This window comes from Mycolicibacter algericus DSM 45454 (assembly GCF_002086455.1).
Taxonomy (GTDB): domain Bacteria; phylum Actinomycetota; class Actinomycetes; order Mycobacteriales; family Mycobacteriaceae; genus Mycobacterium; species Mycobacterium algericum.
Genome location: NZ_MVHC01000009.1, coordinates 60,718 through 76,671 on the forward strand (window position 1 = coordinate 60,718; position 15,954 = coordinate 76,671).

At 68.2% G+C, this 15,954-nt stretch carries 16 protein-coding genes; 12 read left to right on the top strand and 4 right to left on the bottom strand.

Going from position 1 to position 15,954, the window contains the following annotated elements; all coding sequences use genetic code 11:
- The first annotated feature begins 4 nt into the window (after nt 1-4).
- A complete protein-coding gene (locus tag BST10_RS11190; protein ID WP_083037879.1) occupies nt 5-1,432 on the top strand; it encodes an aldehyde dehydrogenase family protein in 1,428 nt (475 codons plus the stop codon).
- Here the strand turns inward: BST10_RS11190 and BST10_RS11195 are convergent.
- The 3 genes from BST10_RS11195 to BST10_RS11205 are packed head-to-tail and all read right to left on the bottom strand — an operon-like array spanning nt 1,429 to nt 4,701.
- The gene (locus BST10_RS11195) at nt 1,429-3,078 is read right to left on the bottom strand and encodes an acyl-CoA synthetase (RefSeq protein WP_083037833.1); all 1,650 of its coding nucleotides are present in this window, start codon (nt 3,076-3,078) and stop codon (nt 1,429-1,431) included. The two genes, BST10_RS11190 and BST10_RS11195, sit on opposite strands and share 4 nt — an antisense overlap.
- A complete protein-coding gene (locus BST10_RS11200) occupies nt 3,066-3,683 on the bottom strand; it encodes a cysteine hydrolase family protein (protein ID WP_083037834.1) in 618 nt (205 codons plus the stop codon). The genes BST10_RS11195 and BST10_RS11200 overlap by 13 nt, the downstream gene beginning before the upstream one ends.
- A gap of 1 nt (nt 3,684) precedes the next feature.
- Nucleotides 3,685-4,701, bottom strand: coding sequence for an aromatic ring-hydroxylating oxygenase subunit alpha (locus tag BST10_RS11205; RefSeq protein ID WP_083037835.1), 1,017 nt, complete (start codon nt 4,699-4,701; stop codon nt 3,685-3,687).
- Between the two features lie 80 nt (nt 4,702-4,781).
- On the opposite strand from BST10_RS11205, the gene BST10_RS11210 reads away from it, so the two are divergent.
- The 5 genes from BST10_RS11210 to BST10_RS11230 are packed head-to-tail and all read left to right on the top strand — an operon-like array spanning nt 4,782 to nt 10,009.
- On the top strand, nt 4,782-6,410 hold the full coding sequence (locus BST10_RS11210) for a flavin-containing monooxygenase (RefSeq protein WP_083037836.1): 1,629 nt from the start codon (nt 4,782-4,784) through the stop codon (nt 6,408-6,410).
- A 5-nt stretch (nt 6,411-6,415) separates the two neighbouring features.
- A complete protein-coding gene (locus BST10_RS11215) occupies nt 6,416-7,519 on the top strand; it encodes an alpha/beta hydrolase (RefSeq protein WP_041320167.1) in 1,104 nt (367 codons plus the stop codon).
- Entirely contained in the window at nt 7,516-8,586 is a 1,071-nt protein-coding gene (locus BST10_RS11220; RefSeq protein WP_205277420.1) for a phosphotransferase, read from the top strand. The genes BST10_RS11215 and BST10_RS11220 overlap by 4 nt, the downstream gene beginning before the upstream one ends.
- 29 nt (nt 8,587-8,615) lie before the next feature.
- Nucleotides 8,616-8,966 carry a nuclear transport factor 2 family protein gene (locus BST10_RS11225; protein ID WP_083037881.1) on the top strand — a complete coding sequence of 117 codons (351 nt, stop codon included), beginning with the start codon at nt 8,616-8,618 and terminating at the stop codon, nt 8,964-8,966.
- Entirely contained in the window at nt 8,963-10,009 is a 1,047-nt protein-coding gene (locus BST10_RS11230) for a TIGR03857 family LLM class F420-dependent oxidoreductase (RefSeq protein ID WP_013830277.1), read from the top strand. Before BST10_RS11225 ends, BST10_RS11230 begins: the two co-directional genes overlap by 4 nt.
- Before the next feature lie 90 nt (nt 10,010-10,099).
- Here the strand turns inward: BST10_RS11230 and mftR are convergent, their stop codons facing one another.
- Nucleotides 10,100-10,699, bottom strand: coding sequence for a mycofactocin system transcriptional regulator (gene mftR / locus BST10_RS11235; protein WP_013830276.1), 600 nt, complete (start codon nt 10,697-10,699; stop codon nt 10,100-10,102).
- Between the two features lie 109 nt (nt 10,700-10,808).
- On the opposite strand from mftR, the gene mftA reads away from it, so the two are divergent.
- From mftA to mftF, 6 genes are all read left to right on the top strand, one after another.
- Complete coding sequence (mftA, locus tag BST10_RS11240) at nt 10,809-10,910, top strand: mycofactocin precursor MftA (protein ID WP_041318669.1); 102 nt, start codon at nt 10,809-10,811, stop codon at nt 10,908-10,910.
- A gap of 2 nt (nt 10,911-10,912) precedes the next feature.
- Complete coding sequence (gene mftB, locus BST10_RS11245) at nt 10,913-11,230, top strand: mycofactocin biosynthesis chaperone MftB (protein ID WP_013830274.1); 318 nt, start codon at nt 10,913-10,915, stop codon at nt 11,228-11,230.
- Nucleotides 11,227-12,414 (top strand): mycofactocin radical SAM maturase, encoded by a 1,188-nt coding sequence (gene mftC / locus BST10_RS11250; protein WP_013830273.1) that lies wholly within the window; start codon nt 11,227-11,229, stop codon nt 12,412-12,414. Before mftB ends, mftC begins: the two co-directional genes overlap by 4 nt.
- Before the next feature lie 3 nt (nt 12,415-12,417).
- Complete coding sequence (gene mftD / locus BST10_RS11255; RefSeq protein WP_013830272.1) at nt 12,418-13,611, top strand: pre-mycofactocin synthase MftD; 1,194 nt, start codon at nt 12,418-12,420, stop codon at nt 13,609-13,611.
- Nucleotides 13,612-13,781: 170 nt separating this feature from the next.
- Nucleotides 13,782-14,537: a mycofactocin biosynthesis peptidyl-dipeptidase MftE gene (gene mftE / locus BST10_RS11260; protein ID WP_083037837.1), complete on the top strand. Its 756-nt coding sequence runs from the start codon at nt 13,782-13,784 to the stop codon at nt 14,535-14,537.
- Nucleotides 14,534-15,949 (top strand): mycofactocin biosynthesis glycosyltransferase MftF, encoded by a 1,416-nt coding sequence (mftF, locus tag BST10_RS11265; protein ID WP_041318663.1) that lies wholly within the window; start codon nt 14,534-14,536, stop codon nt 15,947-15,949. The genes mftE and mftF overlap by 4 nt, the downstream gene beginning before the upstream one ends.
- Nucleotides 15,950-15,954 lie beyond the last annotated feature (5 nt).

Genomic DNA, 15,954 nt, shown 5'->3' on the forward strand with positions numbered 1-15,954 from the left:
GAACCTGCTGGAGAAGCAGCGGCGGTCGTTCGTCGCCGACGGGCCGCCCGATGTGGACGTCCGGCATGGCCGCATCGACCGGTTGCTGGCCCTGGTGCTGGACAACACCGACGCCTTCGTCGACGCGATGGCCGCCGATTTCGGGACCCGGTCGCGCGCGGCGTCGCTGTCCACCGAACTGGTCGGCATGATCCCGGTGATCGAGCACACCAGATCCCATGTCAAGCAGTGGATGCGGGCCGGAAAGTTGATGCGGGCCGCACGGCTGGCCGGGCTGCGAGCCGAGGTGCAGCCCAGCCCGCTGGGCGTGGTCGGGATCATCGGCCCGTGGAACTTCCCGCTGCAGCTGGTGGTGCTGCCGGCGGCGGCGGCATTCGCGGCGGGCAACCGGGTGATGATCAAGATGTCCGAAATCACCTCGCGCACCGCCGAGTTGATGAAAGACCTGGCACCGAACTACTTCGATGACCACGAACTCGCCGTCGTCACCGGCAGCGCCGACGTGGCGGCCGCGTTTGCGGGGCTGCCGTTCGACCACCTGTTCTTCACCGGGTCGCCGTCGGTGGGTGCGCTGGTGCAACGCGCCGCGGCCGAGAACCTGGTCCCGGTGACACTGGAACTCGGTGGCAAGAACCCGGTCGTGGTCGCTCCGAACGCCGACGTCCGGCGATCGGCGAAACGGATCGCGTCGGCCCGGATGGTCAACGGCGGTCAGGTCTGCGTATGCCCCGACTATGTGCTGGTGCCCGAACGCGACATCGACTCGTTTGTCGAGGTCGCCCGGCAGACGCTGCGGGAGATGTTCCCGACCATCGTGGCCAACGACGACTATTGCTCGTCGGTCAACGAGGCCAACTTCGACCGGGTGCTGGCCCTGATCGACGACGCCCGCGAACGCGGCGCCAGGGTGGAAACCATCGCGCCGGAAGCGGAATCGCTGCCGGATCGTGGCTCCCGCAAGATCGCCCCGACCATCGTTCGCGACGTCGACGACACGATGCGGATCGCCGAGGAGGAGATCTTCGGGCCGGTGTTGATGGTGCAGGGATACCGCACCGTCGATGAGGCGATCGATCAGATCAATGCGCGTCCCGCGCCGCTGGTCGCCTACTGGTACGGCCCCGACGACGGCAGCTTCCGGGATTTCGTGCGGCGCACCCGTAGCGGTGGTGTGGCCCGCAACGACTTCGCCGCGCAGATGATCCCGTCGGCTGCCCCGTTCGGCGGTGTGGGGCGCAGCGGGATGGGCGCCTATCACGGTAAAGCCGGCTTCGACGCCTTCAGTCACTACCGGACGGTGGTCGGCTCAGACCTGCCGTTCAGCCTGACCGGATCCGCCGCGCCGCCGTTCACACCCGGGATGCGGTTCTATGCCGATGCGATGTTGCGCCGGGCACGCAGCCGGACCCACCGGCGGCTCAAGCGCGGCTAGCCCTGCTCGGCCTGCTCGCGGGCCCACCGGTAGTCGGCCTTGCCTGCCGGGCTGCGTACGATCTGCGGCCGGAAGACGATCGCCTTGGGCAGCTTGTAGCGGGCCAGCGATCCGCCGGCGTGCTCGATGATCTCGGCCGCCGTGGCCGAGGCCTGGTCGGCCAGGGCGACCACGGCCACCACCTCCTGACCCCAGCGTTCGCTGGGCCGGCCGGCGACCACCACGTCGACCACTGCCGGATGCGAGGCGATCGCCGTCTCGACCTCCTCGGCGAAGATCTTCTCCCCGCCGGAGTTGATCGTCACCGAATCCCGGCCGAGCAACTCGACCGAGCCGTCGCCCAGATGACGGGCCCGGTCACCGGGAACGGCGTAGCGCACCCCGTCGATCACCGGGAACGTCGCCGCGGTCTTGGTCGCGTCGCCCTTGTAGCCCAGCGGGACGTAGCCGCGCTGGCCCAGCCAGCCCAGACCGTCGTGGCCGGGTGCCAGCACCGAACCGAGATCCTCGGCCACCACACAGGTGTCCGGCCCGGCGCCGAAGGTCCCGGTCGAGACCGCGCCTGACGTCGACATGTGGCGCATCTGGGCGCCGGTCTCCGAGGAGCCGACCCCGTCGATGACCATCGCCCCGGGCAGCGCCTCGACGATCTGCTGCTTGACGTGCGGCGTCAATAGCGCGCCGCCGTTGGCCACCACCATCAGCGACGACACGTCGGCCTCACCCCGCTGGATCGCCGCGATCAGCGGCCGGGCCATCGCGTCACCGACCACGGTGACCGACAGCACCTTCTCCCGCTCAATGGTGCGCACCACGTCGTCGGCATCGAAATGGTCGACAACCGAAGGGAAGACCAGGGTTTGGCCGGTGTTGATCGCGGTCATCACCGCCCACTGCGCGGCGCCGTGGATCAGCGGCGGCAGGATCATCAACTTCACGCCGGGGTTCTCCCCGGCCGGCCCCACGATGTCGTCGATGGAGCCGACCTCGTCGCCGGTCATCAGGTTGCGGCCGCCGAACGAGCCCATGAAGATGTCGTGCTGTCGCCACAGCACGCCCTTGGGCATCCCGGTGGTGCCACCGGTGTAGAGCACGTAGAGGTCATCGGGGTCCGGCTGCACCGGCGGCGGTTGCGGCGAGCTGTCCGCCAGCACGGTCTCGTAGTCCACGGCGCCGTCGAGCAGGGCGTTGCCGGAGTCGTCGGCGATCTGGATCAGCACCCGCAGTTGCGGCAGCTCGGGAAGCACCTCGGCCAGCGTGGGCGCGAACGCCGCGTGATACACCAACGCGGTGGCGCCGGAGTCGGCCAACAGGTAGGCCAGTTCGTTGCGCACGTAGCGGTAGTTGACGTTGAACGGCGCCACCCTGGCGCGGAAGCTGCCCAGTAGGGTCTCGATGAACTCGTTGCCGTTGTAGGCGTAGATCCCCAACAGGTCCTGGCCGGTCTGGTGTCCGAGCAGGTCTGATCGCGCCGTGTGGCAGCCCAGCCCTTGCGCATGCAGGTACGCCGCCAACCGGTTGGACCGCTCGACGATCTGGGCGTAGCTGAAGCGCCGATCGCCTTGGACCACCAGGTCGCGGTCGGGAATCGCCGCGGCCACCGCGTCGATGACCTCTGGAACGGTGAATTGGGTCAAGGGCGCCACGTGCGCATCAGCTCCTCGGTGGTGGTGATCGTCGCCAGCAGGGACAGGGTGTTCTTGATCATCGCAGCCCCGTACTCGGCCGGCACACCGGCTACCGCATCTCGGGGCAGCACCACCCGGTAAGCGGCGTTGACCGCATCCATCACCAGATTCGGGATGGCCACGTTCAACGAGACGCCGGCCACCACGATGGTCGAAATCCCCAAGTTGCGCAGTACCGCATCCAGATCGGTCCCGCCCATCGGTCCCACACCGTGGCAGCGGCTCAAAACCAGATCCGATGGCTCCGGCCCGAATTCGGGCAGCAGGCTGGCGCCGGGGCTACCCGGATCGATGCTGACGGCGCTGCGCCCCGCGGCGAACAGCCGTGCGTTGTGGCTGGAGCCCCGTCCGTCCGGCCGTCGGTGTACCAGGCAGTGCACCACCTGTACTTCGGCGGCTCTGGCCACCGGCAGCAGCCGTGCGATGTTCGGACACGCTTCGCGGCGGGCCTCATCGGCGAGTACCGGCAGTCCGGCATCGGCTCCGACGACCGCTCCCTGAAGCTCCTGGGTGATGATCGCGGTGTGTGCGGGTGCCACCAGCTCCGCGAGCGTGACACCCATGTCAGCGCGATGACAGGGCCGGCTCGGCCGGCGGCGTGTCGTAGAACTGCGTCGCCCATTTGCGCAGCGTCATAAACGGTTTCGCGTCGACCTTGGACAACGCCGGATGCTCGACGTAGCGCTGGTAGCGCCAGATGCCCAGGTCGTCCTCGACGGTGGACAGGAACTGCTCTTCGACCCGTGCCCGCACGTCCTCCGGGGGCGCCTCCGATTCGTCGCCGGGAACTCGGGGCCACCAGATCGAATAGAACAGGTCCGAGCGGCCCTCGTCGACCGGGGTGCAGGTGAAGATCAGCCGATGCTGCTGCGCGCCTTCGAAGATGCTGATCGCCCCGCCGAGCCCGAACAGGTGGGAGTGGAAACGCAGCGCCATCTGATCGGGGTCGTCGCTGTTCACATCGGGGAAGCCGGCGACGAAGTGCCACTCCCGCTCGGTCATCTTCCACTCCAGCAGCCTCGGTGTCACCGTTGCGTGGTGCACGTACTGGAAATGCGCGCTGTCGGCTGCGTTCTCGGCGACGATCTGCGGATGAACCGGCTCGCCTGACAGTCGGCGGGAGAACTCCGGATACGCCCGGTAGTAACCCTCGGGTCCGGTGGTGAATTGCGGGAACTTGCCGAAGATGTCCGGCATCTGCCATCCGGGCTCAGCGCCGTCGGGATGATGCCAGAGGAACACGCAGCCGTACTGCTCCATCACCGGATAAACGCGAAGGCGCAATGCCTTGTTGGGCCGATCCGGCTGGTACGGGATGAACTTGTTGCAGCCGTCGGGTCCCCACTGCCAGCCGTGGAACGGGCATTCCACCCGGTCTTCGACGACCTTGCCGCCGTGGCCGAGGTGGGCGCCGAGATGCTTGCAGTGCGCCTCCATCACGTGCAGCTCGCCGGACTCGTCTCGGTAGGCGACCAGATCCTCACCGAAATATTGCAGCGCGCGCGTCTTGCCGACCTCGAACTCGGGTGACCAGCCGATCATGAACCAGCCGGTGACCTTCCAGGTGAACGGAACTTTCATGGCGTTTCCTCCCACGTGAGCTAACTGAATACCGTACCGTAGGGCATTCAGTATGGAAACAGCTGATGGGAGGCGCTGACATGTCGCACGTCGGTGAGGCGGAACGTTGCGACGCGCTGGTCATCGGGGCCGGTTTCTCCGGTTTGTACGCCCTGCACAAGCTGCGCGAACTCGGACTGCGCACCCGAGTGCTGGAGATGGCCGAGGGGGTCGGGGGCACGTGGCTGCTCAACCGGTACCCGGGTGCGCGCTGTGACATCGAGAGCATCGAGTACTCCTACAGCTTCTCCGAGGACATTCAGCAGGAGTGGGCCTGGACGGAAACCATGCCGGCCCAACCGGAGATCGAGGCGTACCTGAACTTCGTCGCCGACCGACTCGACTTGCGCCGCGATATCGCGTTCAACACCCTCGTCGTGGCGATGAGTTTCGACGACGAAGCCGCGGTGTGGTCGGTGACCACCGACGCGGGAGAGCGTTTCACCGCGCCGTTCGTGATCGCCGCTACCGGAATCCTTTCGGTGCCACTGGAACCCGCCATCGCCGGCATGAGCGGGTTCGGTGGCGTGTCGCTCTATACCAGCCGCTGGCCCAGAAGCGGTGTGGACCTGGCCGGCAAGCGGGTCGCCGTCATCGGCACCGGATCCACGGGGGTTCAGCTGATCCCGGTCATCGCCCGAGAAGTCGGTCAGCTCTATGTATTCCAGCGCTCCCCGGCCTACACGTTGCCCTGGAAAGTCCGCCCGTTCGCCGCCGGCGAACTGGAAGCACTGAAGGCCGACTACGCCCAGATCCGGGCCGCCCAGCTGGCGCACCCGGTCGGCGCCGCGCGGCTCTCGGCCTTCTCGGTGCTGCTGGACATGCTGGGCCGCCCGCCGGTGAAGTCCGCGTCGCGCGACGAGCAACTCCGCGCGATCGAGGAACACGGCGTGATGGGCGCTCTGAACTGGGGCGACGTCTTCTTCGACATCGACGCCAACCGGATGGCCGCGCAACTTTACGGCGAAGCGATCGCCCGCATCGTGCGCGACCCGGCGACGGCGGCCGCGCTGGTGCCGAGCCACCCGTTCGCCTGCAAGCGCCCGATCATCGACCAGGGCTACTACGAGACGTTCAACCGCGACAACGTGACCCTGGTCGATCTTCGCGCCGAGCCGATCAGCGCGGTGACGCCGACCGGGATACGGACCGAGGGGGACCACTACGACCTCGACGTGATCATCTACGCCACCGGCTTCGACGCCATGACCGGTGCGTTGAGTCGCATCGATATCCGTGGCCGCGACGGGGTGTTGCTCCGTGACGTCTGGGCGAACGAGGGGCCGGTGTCCTACCTGGGGCTGCAAGTCGCCGGGTTTCCGAATCTGTTCACCATCCAAGGCCCCGGTAGTCCCAGCGCGGCCACCAATTTCGTTGCCGCGCTGGAGCAGCACGTGGAGTGGATCGGTGACTGCATCGCCTTCCTGCGGGCCAACGGGTACCGCACCATCGAGGCGTTGCCGACCGCACAGGACGAATGGATCGAGCACACCACCTCCCTGGTCGCGCCGACCGTGCTGGTTCACCCGAGTTGCAATTCCTGGTACAACGGCGGCAACGTCCCCGGCAAGAAGCGGATGTATATGGGATACACCGGAGGCATTCCGGAATACCGCCGCCGCTGCGAGGAGATCGCCGCCGCCGGCTACACCGGATTCACCCTGGGATGACGACGATGGGATCGCCGCAACGGCTACCGCAGATCATCCGGGGACTGGGCGGGGTGCTGCCCCGGTCGGTTCGCTCGCTGCGCGGCGCTCCGGACTGGGCGCCGGGCTCTCGGCGGGGCATGCGCCAGCTGGGGGAGGTGCTGCTCGACGAGCTGACGCTGACCGGTATGACCCTGCTGGCTCCGACCCCCGTGCTGGCGCGACCGCTGTCGGCGTGCGGTCCGGCAGCCCAAGAGCTGGCCGGCCTGGGAATCGACGCCGCGCACACGGCCCCGAACCCGTTGCGGCTGTCGGGAAGTCGCCGGCGCCGACTAGCCGGCCTCACCTTCGAACAGCTGAGCTTCCGGCACGATCCCCGGCTGCCGCCGTCATTGGCGGAGTTCGACGGTCCGGCGACCGCGGCCGTCGTGGTGTGCCGCCACCGCGGTGCTCCGCGGCCCTGGCTGGTCTGGGTGCACGGAGCCGGTCAGGGCAACTGGTCGGATCTGTTGGTGGCGCGCGTGGCACGGCTGCACCGCCTGGGTTTCAACATCGCGCTGCCGGTCCAGCCCGGCCACGGCGTACGTCGCCGCGCCTGGCCGGCCTATCCCGGGCATGATCCGCTCGCCAATATCGCCGGGATGATGCGCGCGATCTCCGAAGTCCGCGCGGTGGTGCGCTGGGTGACTCCGCAGGCCACCGCCGTGACGGTGGCCGGTGTGTCGTTGGGCAGTCCGGTCGCGGGGCTGGTGTCGCACCTGGAGTCCGGCGTCGACGCCGTTGCGGTCTATACCCCGATCGCCGGGCTCAACTCGATGATCGCGCACCATCTGTGGCGGTGGGGACCGGCGGGGCTCTCCGTCGCCGACGCATTGCGCTCCGAGACGGCCGCGGCGTTGATGTCGGTGGTCGATCTCTTGGCCACCAATCCGAGGCCGGCTGCCGATCGCCGGCTGATCGTGGCCGCACGCCACGACCAGATGGCGTATCCCGAACCCGCGGTGGCCCTGCATGATCGGTGGGGCGGGCGGTTGTTCTGGCACGACGGCGGGCACGCCGGACATATCCTCTCGCGGCGGGTGCAGGCGGAGACGGAACGGTTCCTGTCGCAGATCGGAGGTGGCCGATGACGGCGTTGACGATTCCTTCCGGTATCGACGGTGTGACATCGGAGTGGCTGACCACGGCACTGCGTTGTGGCGGCACCATCGCCGACACCGCTGCAATCACCGGCGTCAGTGCCGAGCGGATCGCCGAGGACACCGGGTTCTCGGCTTGGTTGTACCGGCTGCGGATCACCGGAACCGACGGGCTGCCACCGAGCCTGATCGTCAAGCTGCCCGCCCAGTCCGAGGCCCGGGGAGCCATGGACATGCTGGGCGGCTACCAACGTGAGCCGGCGTTCTACCGGTCGGTGGCCGGCAGGGCACCGCTGTTGACGCCCCGGGTCTACGCCGCTCTGATCGACGGCGCGGATTTCGTGCTCGTGATGGAGGACCTGGCCGACTGGGTCAATGCCGACCATCTCGCCGGACTGTCGATGCGACAAGCCCGAGTGGCGCTCCGGCAGTTGGCCGGTTTGCACGCCTGGTCGGTCACTGCCGCCGACTCCGATGCGCTTGACGTCTTTCCCAGCCTCGATACGCCGGTGGTTCGTGAGCTGCTGGTCGCGGCGTTCGGCATCGGATGGCAGATCTACCGCGACAAGTCAGCGGCCCGGGTGCCCGGCCCGGTGGCACGATACGCCGAGCGGTTCACCGAGTTCGCCCCGCAGGCGTTGTCGGCGTTGACCGAACGCCGGATGTTGCTGCACGGAGATATCCGGGCCGACAACATGTTCTTCGACGACGACGTACTGAAGGTCGTCGACTTCCAGTTCGCCTCACTGGGTTGCGGTGTCGCCGACCTCGGATATCTCGTCAGCCAGGGGCTGCCGGTGCGGGCCCGCCGCGGCCACGACGAGGAACTGGTGCGCGACTACCTGGATGCGCTGGTCACGCACGGAGTCACCGACTATGGCTTCGACGAGGCGTGGCGGCACTACCGGATGGCCGCCGCGTATCTGCTGTTGTTTCCCGTCCTCGCCCTGATCGGCTGGGACACGATGCCGCAACGCTCCCGCGACCTGTGTCTGACGCTGACCGACCGGGCGGTGGCGACGATCAACGACATCGATGCGATCGGAGTGTTTGTGTGAGCAGCAGGGTCCGCAGTGCCCGTGAGGTGATGGAGCTGTACAACCTGGTGGTGTGGAACGAGCGGGATTTCGCGCTTGCCGACGAATTGATCGGCGACGTCGTGGTCCGACACGAGGTGGGCGAAGCGCACACGCTGACGCATGACCAGGCTGTTGCGCGGGTGGCGGATCACTGGAAGCTGTTCGACAAGCTGCACTTCGAACTCAACCTCGTCGTCGCCGGCGACGACGGCGAACATGTCGCGATCGTCTACCAATCGCCGATGACCCTCACCGACGGAACCGAGCTGACCGTCAGCAGTATGGAGGTGTTCCGCGTGGTCGATGGGAAGATCACCGAGGTGTGGAACTGCGGCTACAAGCAAGGGGTTTGGGCATGACCGACCGGGTACTCGATGAGTTGGGTTACTACCTGCTGGCCGGTGCCGGTGGCGAGGGTCCGGCCGCGCTGATGGACGAGGCCCGCCGTGGTGAGGAACTCGGGTTCGGTACCGCGTTCATCTCCGAGCGCTGGAACGTCAAGGAGGCGTCATCGCTGGTAGGGGCGGCGTGCGCGGTCACCGGCCGGATGCAGGTCGCCACCGCGGCAACCAATCACAACACCCGTCATCCGCTGATCACGGCGTCGTGGGCGACCACCATGCACCGGCTGTCCGGCGGCCGCTTCACCCTGGGCATCGGCCGTGGCGTGGCGGCCATGTACGCCGCGTTCGGCATCCCCGGCGTCACCACGGCGCAAATGGCCGATTTCGCGCAGGTGATGCGGCGGCTTTGGCACGGTGAGGTGATCTTCAACCACGACGGGCCGATAGGTCGTTATCAGGTGCTGTTTCTGGATCCCGACTTCGACGAAGACATCCGGCTGGCGCTGGTGGCGTTCGGCCCGAAGACCCTCGAGCTGGGCGGCGTGTTGTTCGACGACGTCATCCTGCACACCTACTTCACGCCGGAAACGTTGCAGCGCAGCGTGAAGACGGTCAAGGACGCCGCGGAACGGGCCGGTCGCGATCCCGCCGATGTGCGGGTGTGGTCGTGTTTTGCCACCGTCGGCGATCACCTGCCCGAGGAGTTGCGGCTGAAGAAGACCGTCGCGAGGCTCGCCACCTACCTGCAGGGCTACGGCGATCTGATGGTGCGTACCAACAACTGGGATTCTGCTGTGCTGCAGCGATTCCGGGAGGACCCGGTGGTGACCTCGATCGCAGGCGGCATCGACCACAAGGCCACCGCCGAGCAGATCGAGCACATCGCCACCCTGATCCCCGACGAATGGCTGGAACCGGCGGCCACCGGTTCGGCGCGGCAGTGCGCCGAGCGCATCCGGGCGGAGTTCGGCTACGGGGCCGACGCGGTGATCATGCACGGCGCCACGCCCGACGAGTTGGAGCCGGTGGTGCGCGCCTACCGCGACATCACGCGCTGAGCCGGCCCCTCATCGTGCGCGAGCGTGCGTAAACCCGGTGTCCTGAGCGGTGTGTCGGGCGGGGACACGCACTCTCACGGCAGAAGGGTGTCAGTCCAGACCGCCGCGGATGGTGTCGAACGCCTCGCCCAGGGCCTGCGGCAGCGCCAACTGCTCGTCACCCAGCCAGTGTTCGTAGGCGCTCAGCGCGACGCCGAGCATCGTCCACGCCACCGTCTGCGGCCGCAGGTCGGCCGGCGCCACCCCGGCCCGGCGCGCCACGAACTCGGCGATGACACTGCGCCAACCCGCGTACATCGTCATCGAATACGCCTGTAGTTCGTCGGTCTGCAGGATCACCCGCATTCGGCGGCGATGCCGTGCCGTCTCACCCTCGTCAAAGGTGTTGAACGCCAACAGCGCCGCGCGCAGCGCATCACCGAGTGGGGCGTCGGGCTCGATACCGTCCAGCAGCTCGCGCAGTTGGTGCAGGTGGGCATCGAAGTCGCCCCAGGGGATGGCGTTCTTCGAGGGGTAGTACCGGAACAGCGTGCGGCGGGCGATCCCGGCGGCCTGCGCGACGTCGTCGACACTGACCTCACTGAAGCCGCGGGTGGCGAACAGATCGATCGCCACGTGGGTGATGTGCTCCCGCGTGGTGGAGCGGCGACGGCCGACGCGCGCCTGCGCCTGCGACTCGGTCCCGGCCACTTTTCTCCCGACCCACTTCCATATCGGCACTCGATGCCATATTCTGTCCGGGATTGTGACCGATCCGACAGTGCGCTGTCGACCCCCACCGCAAAGAAAGGCCCGGCCCATGGACGCTCAGCAGCAGACCGAAGCCAGCACCGACACCGACCTCGTCGTCGAGAACCTGGTCGAAGAGGTGTCCATCGACGGCATGTGCGGGGTCTACTGACCGTGGCGGCCGCCGCCGGGGCGGCGCGCGCCACCGACACCTTCGATCCGGACCGTGGCTGGCGTCTGCATCCGCAGGTGTCGGTTCGGCCCGAGACTTTCGGCGCACTGCTGTATCACTTCGGGACGCGCAAGCTGTCGTTCCTGAAGAACCTCACCATGGTCACGCTGGTCACCTCGCTGGCCGAGCACCCCGACGCGCGGTCGGCGTGCCGCGCAGCCGGCATCGATCCCGGCGCGGAGTCGGCTTACCTGCGTGCCCTGGGCGTCCTGGCGGCGTCCGACATCCTGATCCCCGCGGACCCGAAGGAGACACCGTGACCGCTCCAGCCGTAGCCCCGAGCCTGGTCGAGCACTTCGAGCACGGCCTGGAATCGCCGATCTGCCTGACCTGGGAGCTCACCTACGCCTGCAACCTGGCCTGCGTGCACTGCCTGTCGGCGTCCGGGCGGCGCGACCCGCGTGAGCTGTCCACAAGGGCGTGCAAGGACATCATCGACGAGCTGGAACGCATGCAGGTGTTCTACGTCAACATCGGCGGTGGCGAACCCACGGTGCGAGACGACTTCTGGGAACTGGTGGACTACGCCACTGCCCATCACGTCGGGGTGAAGTTCTCCACCAACGGCCTGCGGATCACCCCGGAGGTGGCGGCCAGGCTGGCGGCCAGCGACTACGTCGACGTCCAGATCTCGCTGGACGGCGCCACCGCCGAGGTCAACGACCCGATTCGCGGCAAAGGCTCCTTCGACATGGCGGTCCGTGCGCTGGAGAACCTGTCCGCGGCAGGCTTCGCCGACACCAAGATCTCAGTCGTGGCGACCCGCCACAACATCGACCAGCTCGATGACTTCGCCGCGCTGGCAGCGCGATACGGCGCCACGCTGCGAATCACCCGGCTGCGCCCGTCCGGTCGCGGCGTCGACGTCTGGGATGACTTGCACCCCACCGCCGCCCAACAGCGCCAGCTGTACGACTGGCTCGTCGCCAAGGGCGACGGGGTGCTGACCGGGGACTCCTTCTTCCACCTGGCGCCGCTCGGCGAGTCCGGTGCGCTGGCCGGCCTGAACATGTGCGGAGCCGGACGGGTGGTCTGCCTGATCGACCCGGTCGGTGACGTTTACGCCTGCCCGTTCGCCATCCACGACCAGTTCTTGGCCGGAAATGTGTTGACCGACGGCGGGTTCGATCAGGTGTGGAAGCACTCCAAGCTGTTCAACGAGCTGCGCAGCCCCACGGCGGGCGGCGCCTGTGCCAGCTGCCCGCTGTATGACACCTGCCGGGGCGGCTGCATGGCCGCCAAGTTCTTCACCGGCCTGCCGATGGACGGACCCGACCCCGAATGCGTTCGTGGGTTCGGCGAGCAGGCGCTGGCCGGCGACCGACAGAAGCCGCGTCCGAGCAGCGACCACTCGCGTGGAAAGCGCAGCAGCACAAGACAATCCCTTACCCTGCTCAATCCGGCGAAGCCGCCCAAGCGGCTGTGCGATGAAAGTCCGGTCTGATCGATGGCTCGTGATATCTGGTTCGAAACCGTCGCCATCGCCCAGGAGCGAGCGCGCAAACGCCTCCCGAAGTCCGCGTACTCGTCGCTGATCTCAGCCAGCGAGAAGGGCGTGACCGTCTCCGACAACGTCGAGGCGTTCAGCGAGCTGGGTTTCGCTCCGCACGTGGTCGGCGCGTGCGAGAAACGTGATCTGTCGACTACCGTTATGGGCCAGGAGCTTTCGTTTCCGGTAATGATCTCGCCGACGGGCGTGCAGGCGGTGGACCCGGACGGCGAGGTCGCTGTCGCGCGGGCCGCCGCCGCGCGCGGCACCGCTATGGGCCTGTCGTCGTTCGCCAGCAAGCCGATGGAAGAAGTCATCGCCGCCAACCCCAAGACCTTCTTCCAGATCTACTGGCTCGGGGGCCGCGATGCGATCGCCGAACGCGTCGAGCGCGCCCGGGCCGCCGGTGCGGTGGGCCTGATTGCCACCACCGATTGGTCCTTCTCGCACGGCCGGGACTGGGGAAGCCCCAAGATCCCGGAGCAGATGGATCTCAAGACCATGATCAAGATGATGCCCGAGGCCCTGGGCCGGCCGCGGTGGTTTTTGCAGTGGGCCAAGACCCTGCGCCCGCCGAGCTTGCGGGTGCCCAACCAGGGCCGACGCGGCGAACCGGGTCCGCCGTTCTTCCAGGCCTACGGCGAGTGGATGGGAACACCGCCGCCGACCTGGGAGGACATCGCGTGGCTGCGCGAACTCTGGGGCGGGCCCTTCATGCTCAAGGGTGTCATGCGGGTCGACGATGCGAAAAAGGCTGTAGACGCTGGAGTTTCGGCGATCTCCGTGTCGAACCACGGTGGTAACAACCTGGACGGCACACCGGCGGCGATCCGGGCGCTGCCCGCTGTCGCCGAGGCGGTCGGCGGCCAGATCGATGTTTTGCTGGATGGTGGCATCCGACGGGGCAGCGACGTCGTCAAGGCGGTGGCGCTGGGCGCCCGGGCGGTGATGATCGGCCGCGCCTACCTGTGGGGGCTGGCCGCGGCCGGCCAGCCCGGGGTGGAGAACGTCCTCGACATCCTGCGCGGCGGGATCGACTCGGCCCTGATGGGGCTCGGGCGGGCCTCCGTGCACGATCTGTCGCCGGACGACATCCTGATCCCGCCCGGTTTCGCCCGCGCGCTCGGTGTGCCCTCCGACGGAGGCCGGTAGCCCGCTCAGGCCGTCCACCTGCGAACTCCCGGCCTATCCCTGGTACTGCCGTGGCGGACGGGACGGGCGTGATGTTCGGCGATCGCTCCGGAGTGCCGATGGCCAGGAATTTCTTTGCCTTCCCTGTCAATAACTGGTGTACGGCAGGTGAATTCGCTTACCATCGTCCGATGGCGGTTCGTGGCGACCTCGGTAGTTCGACCTGGGACGAGCTGCAGAACCGGCTACAGCGCCAGCTGCCGGGGCAGTCGCTGACCCTGCTGGTCCCGGTCGGGTCGACCGAACAGCACGGACGGCACCTGCCGCTGGACACCGACACCCGGATCGCGCAGGCGCTCGCGCGGGCGGTGGCCGGGCGGCTGCGCAGAACCGCGTCGGGGCGCGATGAGCACGCCTGGTCGGTGGCGCCCGCGGTGGCCTACGGCGCCAGTGGGGAGCACCAGAGCTTCGCCGGAACCATCTCGATCGGCACCGAGGTGCTGAGTCGAGTGTTGCTGGAGTACGGCCGGTCGGCCTGCTGCTGGGCGCAACGGGTGGTCTTCGTCAACGGTCACGGCGGCAACGTGCCCGCGCTGGCCGAGGCGGTGGGCCGGTTGCGCTTCGAAGCGCGCGATGTCGCCTGGCTGCCGTGTGCCACTGCGGCGGCCGATGCGCACGCGGGTCACACCGAAACCTCTCTGCTGCTGTATCTTTCGCCCGACGACGTGAGATTTGAGCAGGCGCAGCCGGGTAACAGTGCCCCATTGGCGCAGCTGCTGCCGGCGATGCGGCGCGGCGGTGTCGCCGCAGTGAGTGCGGTCGGAGTGCTCGGTGACCCGACGACCGCCACCGCCGCCGAGGGGCAGCGACTGTTCGCCGAAATGCTGGACAGCGGTGTGGCGGCCATCCACGCCTGGGCTCCCGGGCCGGACGGGATGCTGCGATGACCCCGGCCCGACTTCCTGACGGTTTCGCGGTGCAGGTAGACCGGAAGGTGCGGGTGCTGGGCCGTGGGTCGACGTTGTTGGGCGGTTCACCAACCCGGCTGCTGCGGCTGGCGCCTGCCGCCCAGGGGATGCTCTCCGACGGCCGCCTGGAAGTACGCGACGCCGTCAGTGCCCAACTGGCCCGAACCCTGCTCGACGCCACGGTGGCCCATCCGCGGCCGGCGGGCGGGCCGTCACATCGTGATGTGACCGTCGTTATCCCGGTGCGGGACAACGTCATCGGGCTCAAACGGTTGATCGCGTCGCTGCGCGGGTTGCGCGTGGTCGTGGTGGACGACGGATCGCAGGCCCCGGTCTGCAGGGACGACCTGGCAGCGGCGCATTGCTGCGAGGTCGAGGTGCTGCGCCACCCGGAGGCAAGGGGGCCCGCGGCCGCGCGCAATACCGGACTCGGCGCCTGCACGACGGATTTCGTGGCGTTCCTGGACTCCGATGTGGTGCCGCGCCGGGGCTGGCTGGAAGCGCTGCTCGGGCACTTCTGCGATCCCACCGTGGCGCTGGTCGCCCCCCGGATCGTCGGTATGGCCGCTCACGACCACCTGGTGGCGCGGTACGAGGCCATCCGTTCGTCACTGGACCTCGGCGGGTGCGAGGCCCCGGTGGTCCCGTACGGCAAGGTCGCTTATGTGCCCAGCGCGGCGATCATCTGTCGCTGCTCGGCGCTGCGCGAGCTGGGCGGCTTCGACGAGGAGCTGCGTTCCGGCGAGGACGTCGACCTGTGCTGGCGGCTGGTGGACGCCGGCAGCAGGTTGCGCTACGAGCCGATCGCGCTGGTGGCCCACGATCATCGGGTGGCATTACGGGATTGGGTGGCGCGCAAGGCATTTTACGGTGGCTCGGCGGCACCTCTGTCGGCGCGTCACCCGGACAAGACGGCGCCGATGGTGATCTCCGGCTGGGCGCTGGCGGGTTGGGCGGTGATGGCGCTCGGGTCGGCGCTGGGCTACCTGGTGTCGGCGGCGATCACGGCGCTGACCGGCCATCGGGTCGCCAGGTCGATGCGCGGAGCTGACACCGCGCCCGCCGACGTGCTGGCGGTGACGCTGCGTGGCCTGGCGGCGGCCGGGCTCCAGATCGCGTCGGCGCTGTGCCGGCACTACTGGCCGATTGCGCTGCTGGCCGCGTGCGTGTCGCAGCGCTGCCGGCGGGTGGTGCTGCTGGCGGCGGTCAGCGACGGAATAGTGGACTGGTTGCGGCATGCCCGCTGCGACGGCGACGACTCCCGCCCGCTCGGGCTGCCCGCCTACCTGCTGCTCAAGCGGGTCGACGATCTGGCGTACGGGGCCGGCCTGTGGGGCGGGGTGCTGCGGGAGCGCAACTTTGCCGCACTCAAGCCACAGATCCGCAGTTAGGTCGC

Bases quoted from the DNA above. Each gene is read 5' to 3' on its own strand.
- BST10_RS11200 (WP_083037834.1), bottom strand. From the start codon at position 3,683: ATGGGTGTCACGCTCGCGGAGCTGGTGGCACCCGCACACACCGCGATC.
- BST10_RS11205 (WP_083037835.1), bottom strand. From the start codon at position 4,701: ATGAAAGTTCCGTTCACCTGGAAGGTCACCGGCTGGTTCATGATCGGC.
- BST10_RS11210 (WP_083037836.1), top strand. From the start codon at position 4,782: ATGTCGCACGTCGGTGAGGCGGAACGTTGCGACGCGCTGGTCATCGGG.
- BST10_RS11215 (WP_041320167.1), top strand. From the start codon at position 6,416: ATGGGATCGCCGCAACGGCTACCGCAGATCATCCGGGGACTGGGCGGG.
- BST10_RS11220 (WP_205277420.1), top strand. From the start codon at position 7,516: ATGACGGCGTTGACGATTCCTTCCGGTATCGACGGTGTGACATCGGAG.
- BST10_RS11225 (WP_083037881.1), top strand. From the start codon at position 8,616: ATGGAGCTGTACAACCTGGTGGTGTGGAACGAGCGGGATTTCGCGCTT.
- BST10_RS11230 (WP_013830277.1), top strand. From the start codon at position 8,963: ATGACCGACCGGGTACTCGATGAGTTGGGTTACTACCTGCTGGCCGGT.
- mftA (WP_041318669.1), top strand. From the start codon at position 10,809: ATGGACGCTCAGCAGCAGACCGAAGCCAGCACCGACACCGACCTCGTC.
- mftD (WP_013830272.1), top strand. From the start codon at position 12,418: ATGGCTCGTGATATCTGGTTCGAAACCGTCGCCATCGCCCAGGAGCGA.
- mftE (WP_083037837.1), top strand. From the start codon at position 13,782: ATGGCGGTTCGTGGCGACCTCGGTAGTTCGACCTGGGACGAGCTGCAG.
- mftF (WP_041318663.1), top strand. From the start codon at position 14,534: ATGACCCCGGCCCGACTTCCTGACGGTTTCGCGGTGCAGGTAGACCGG.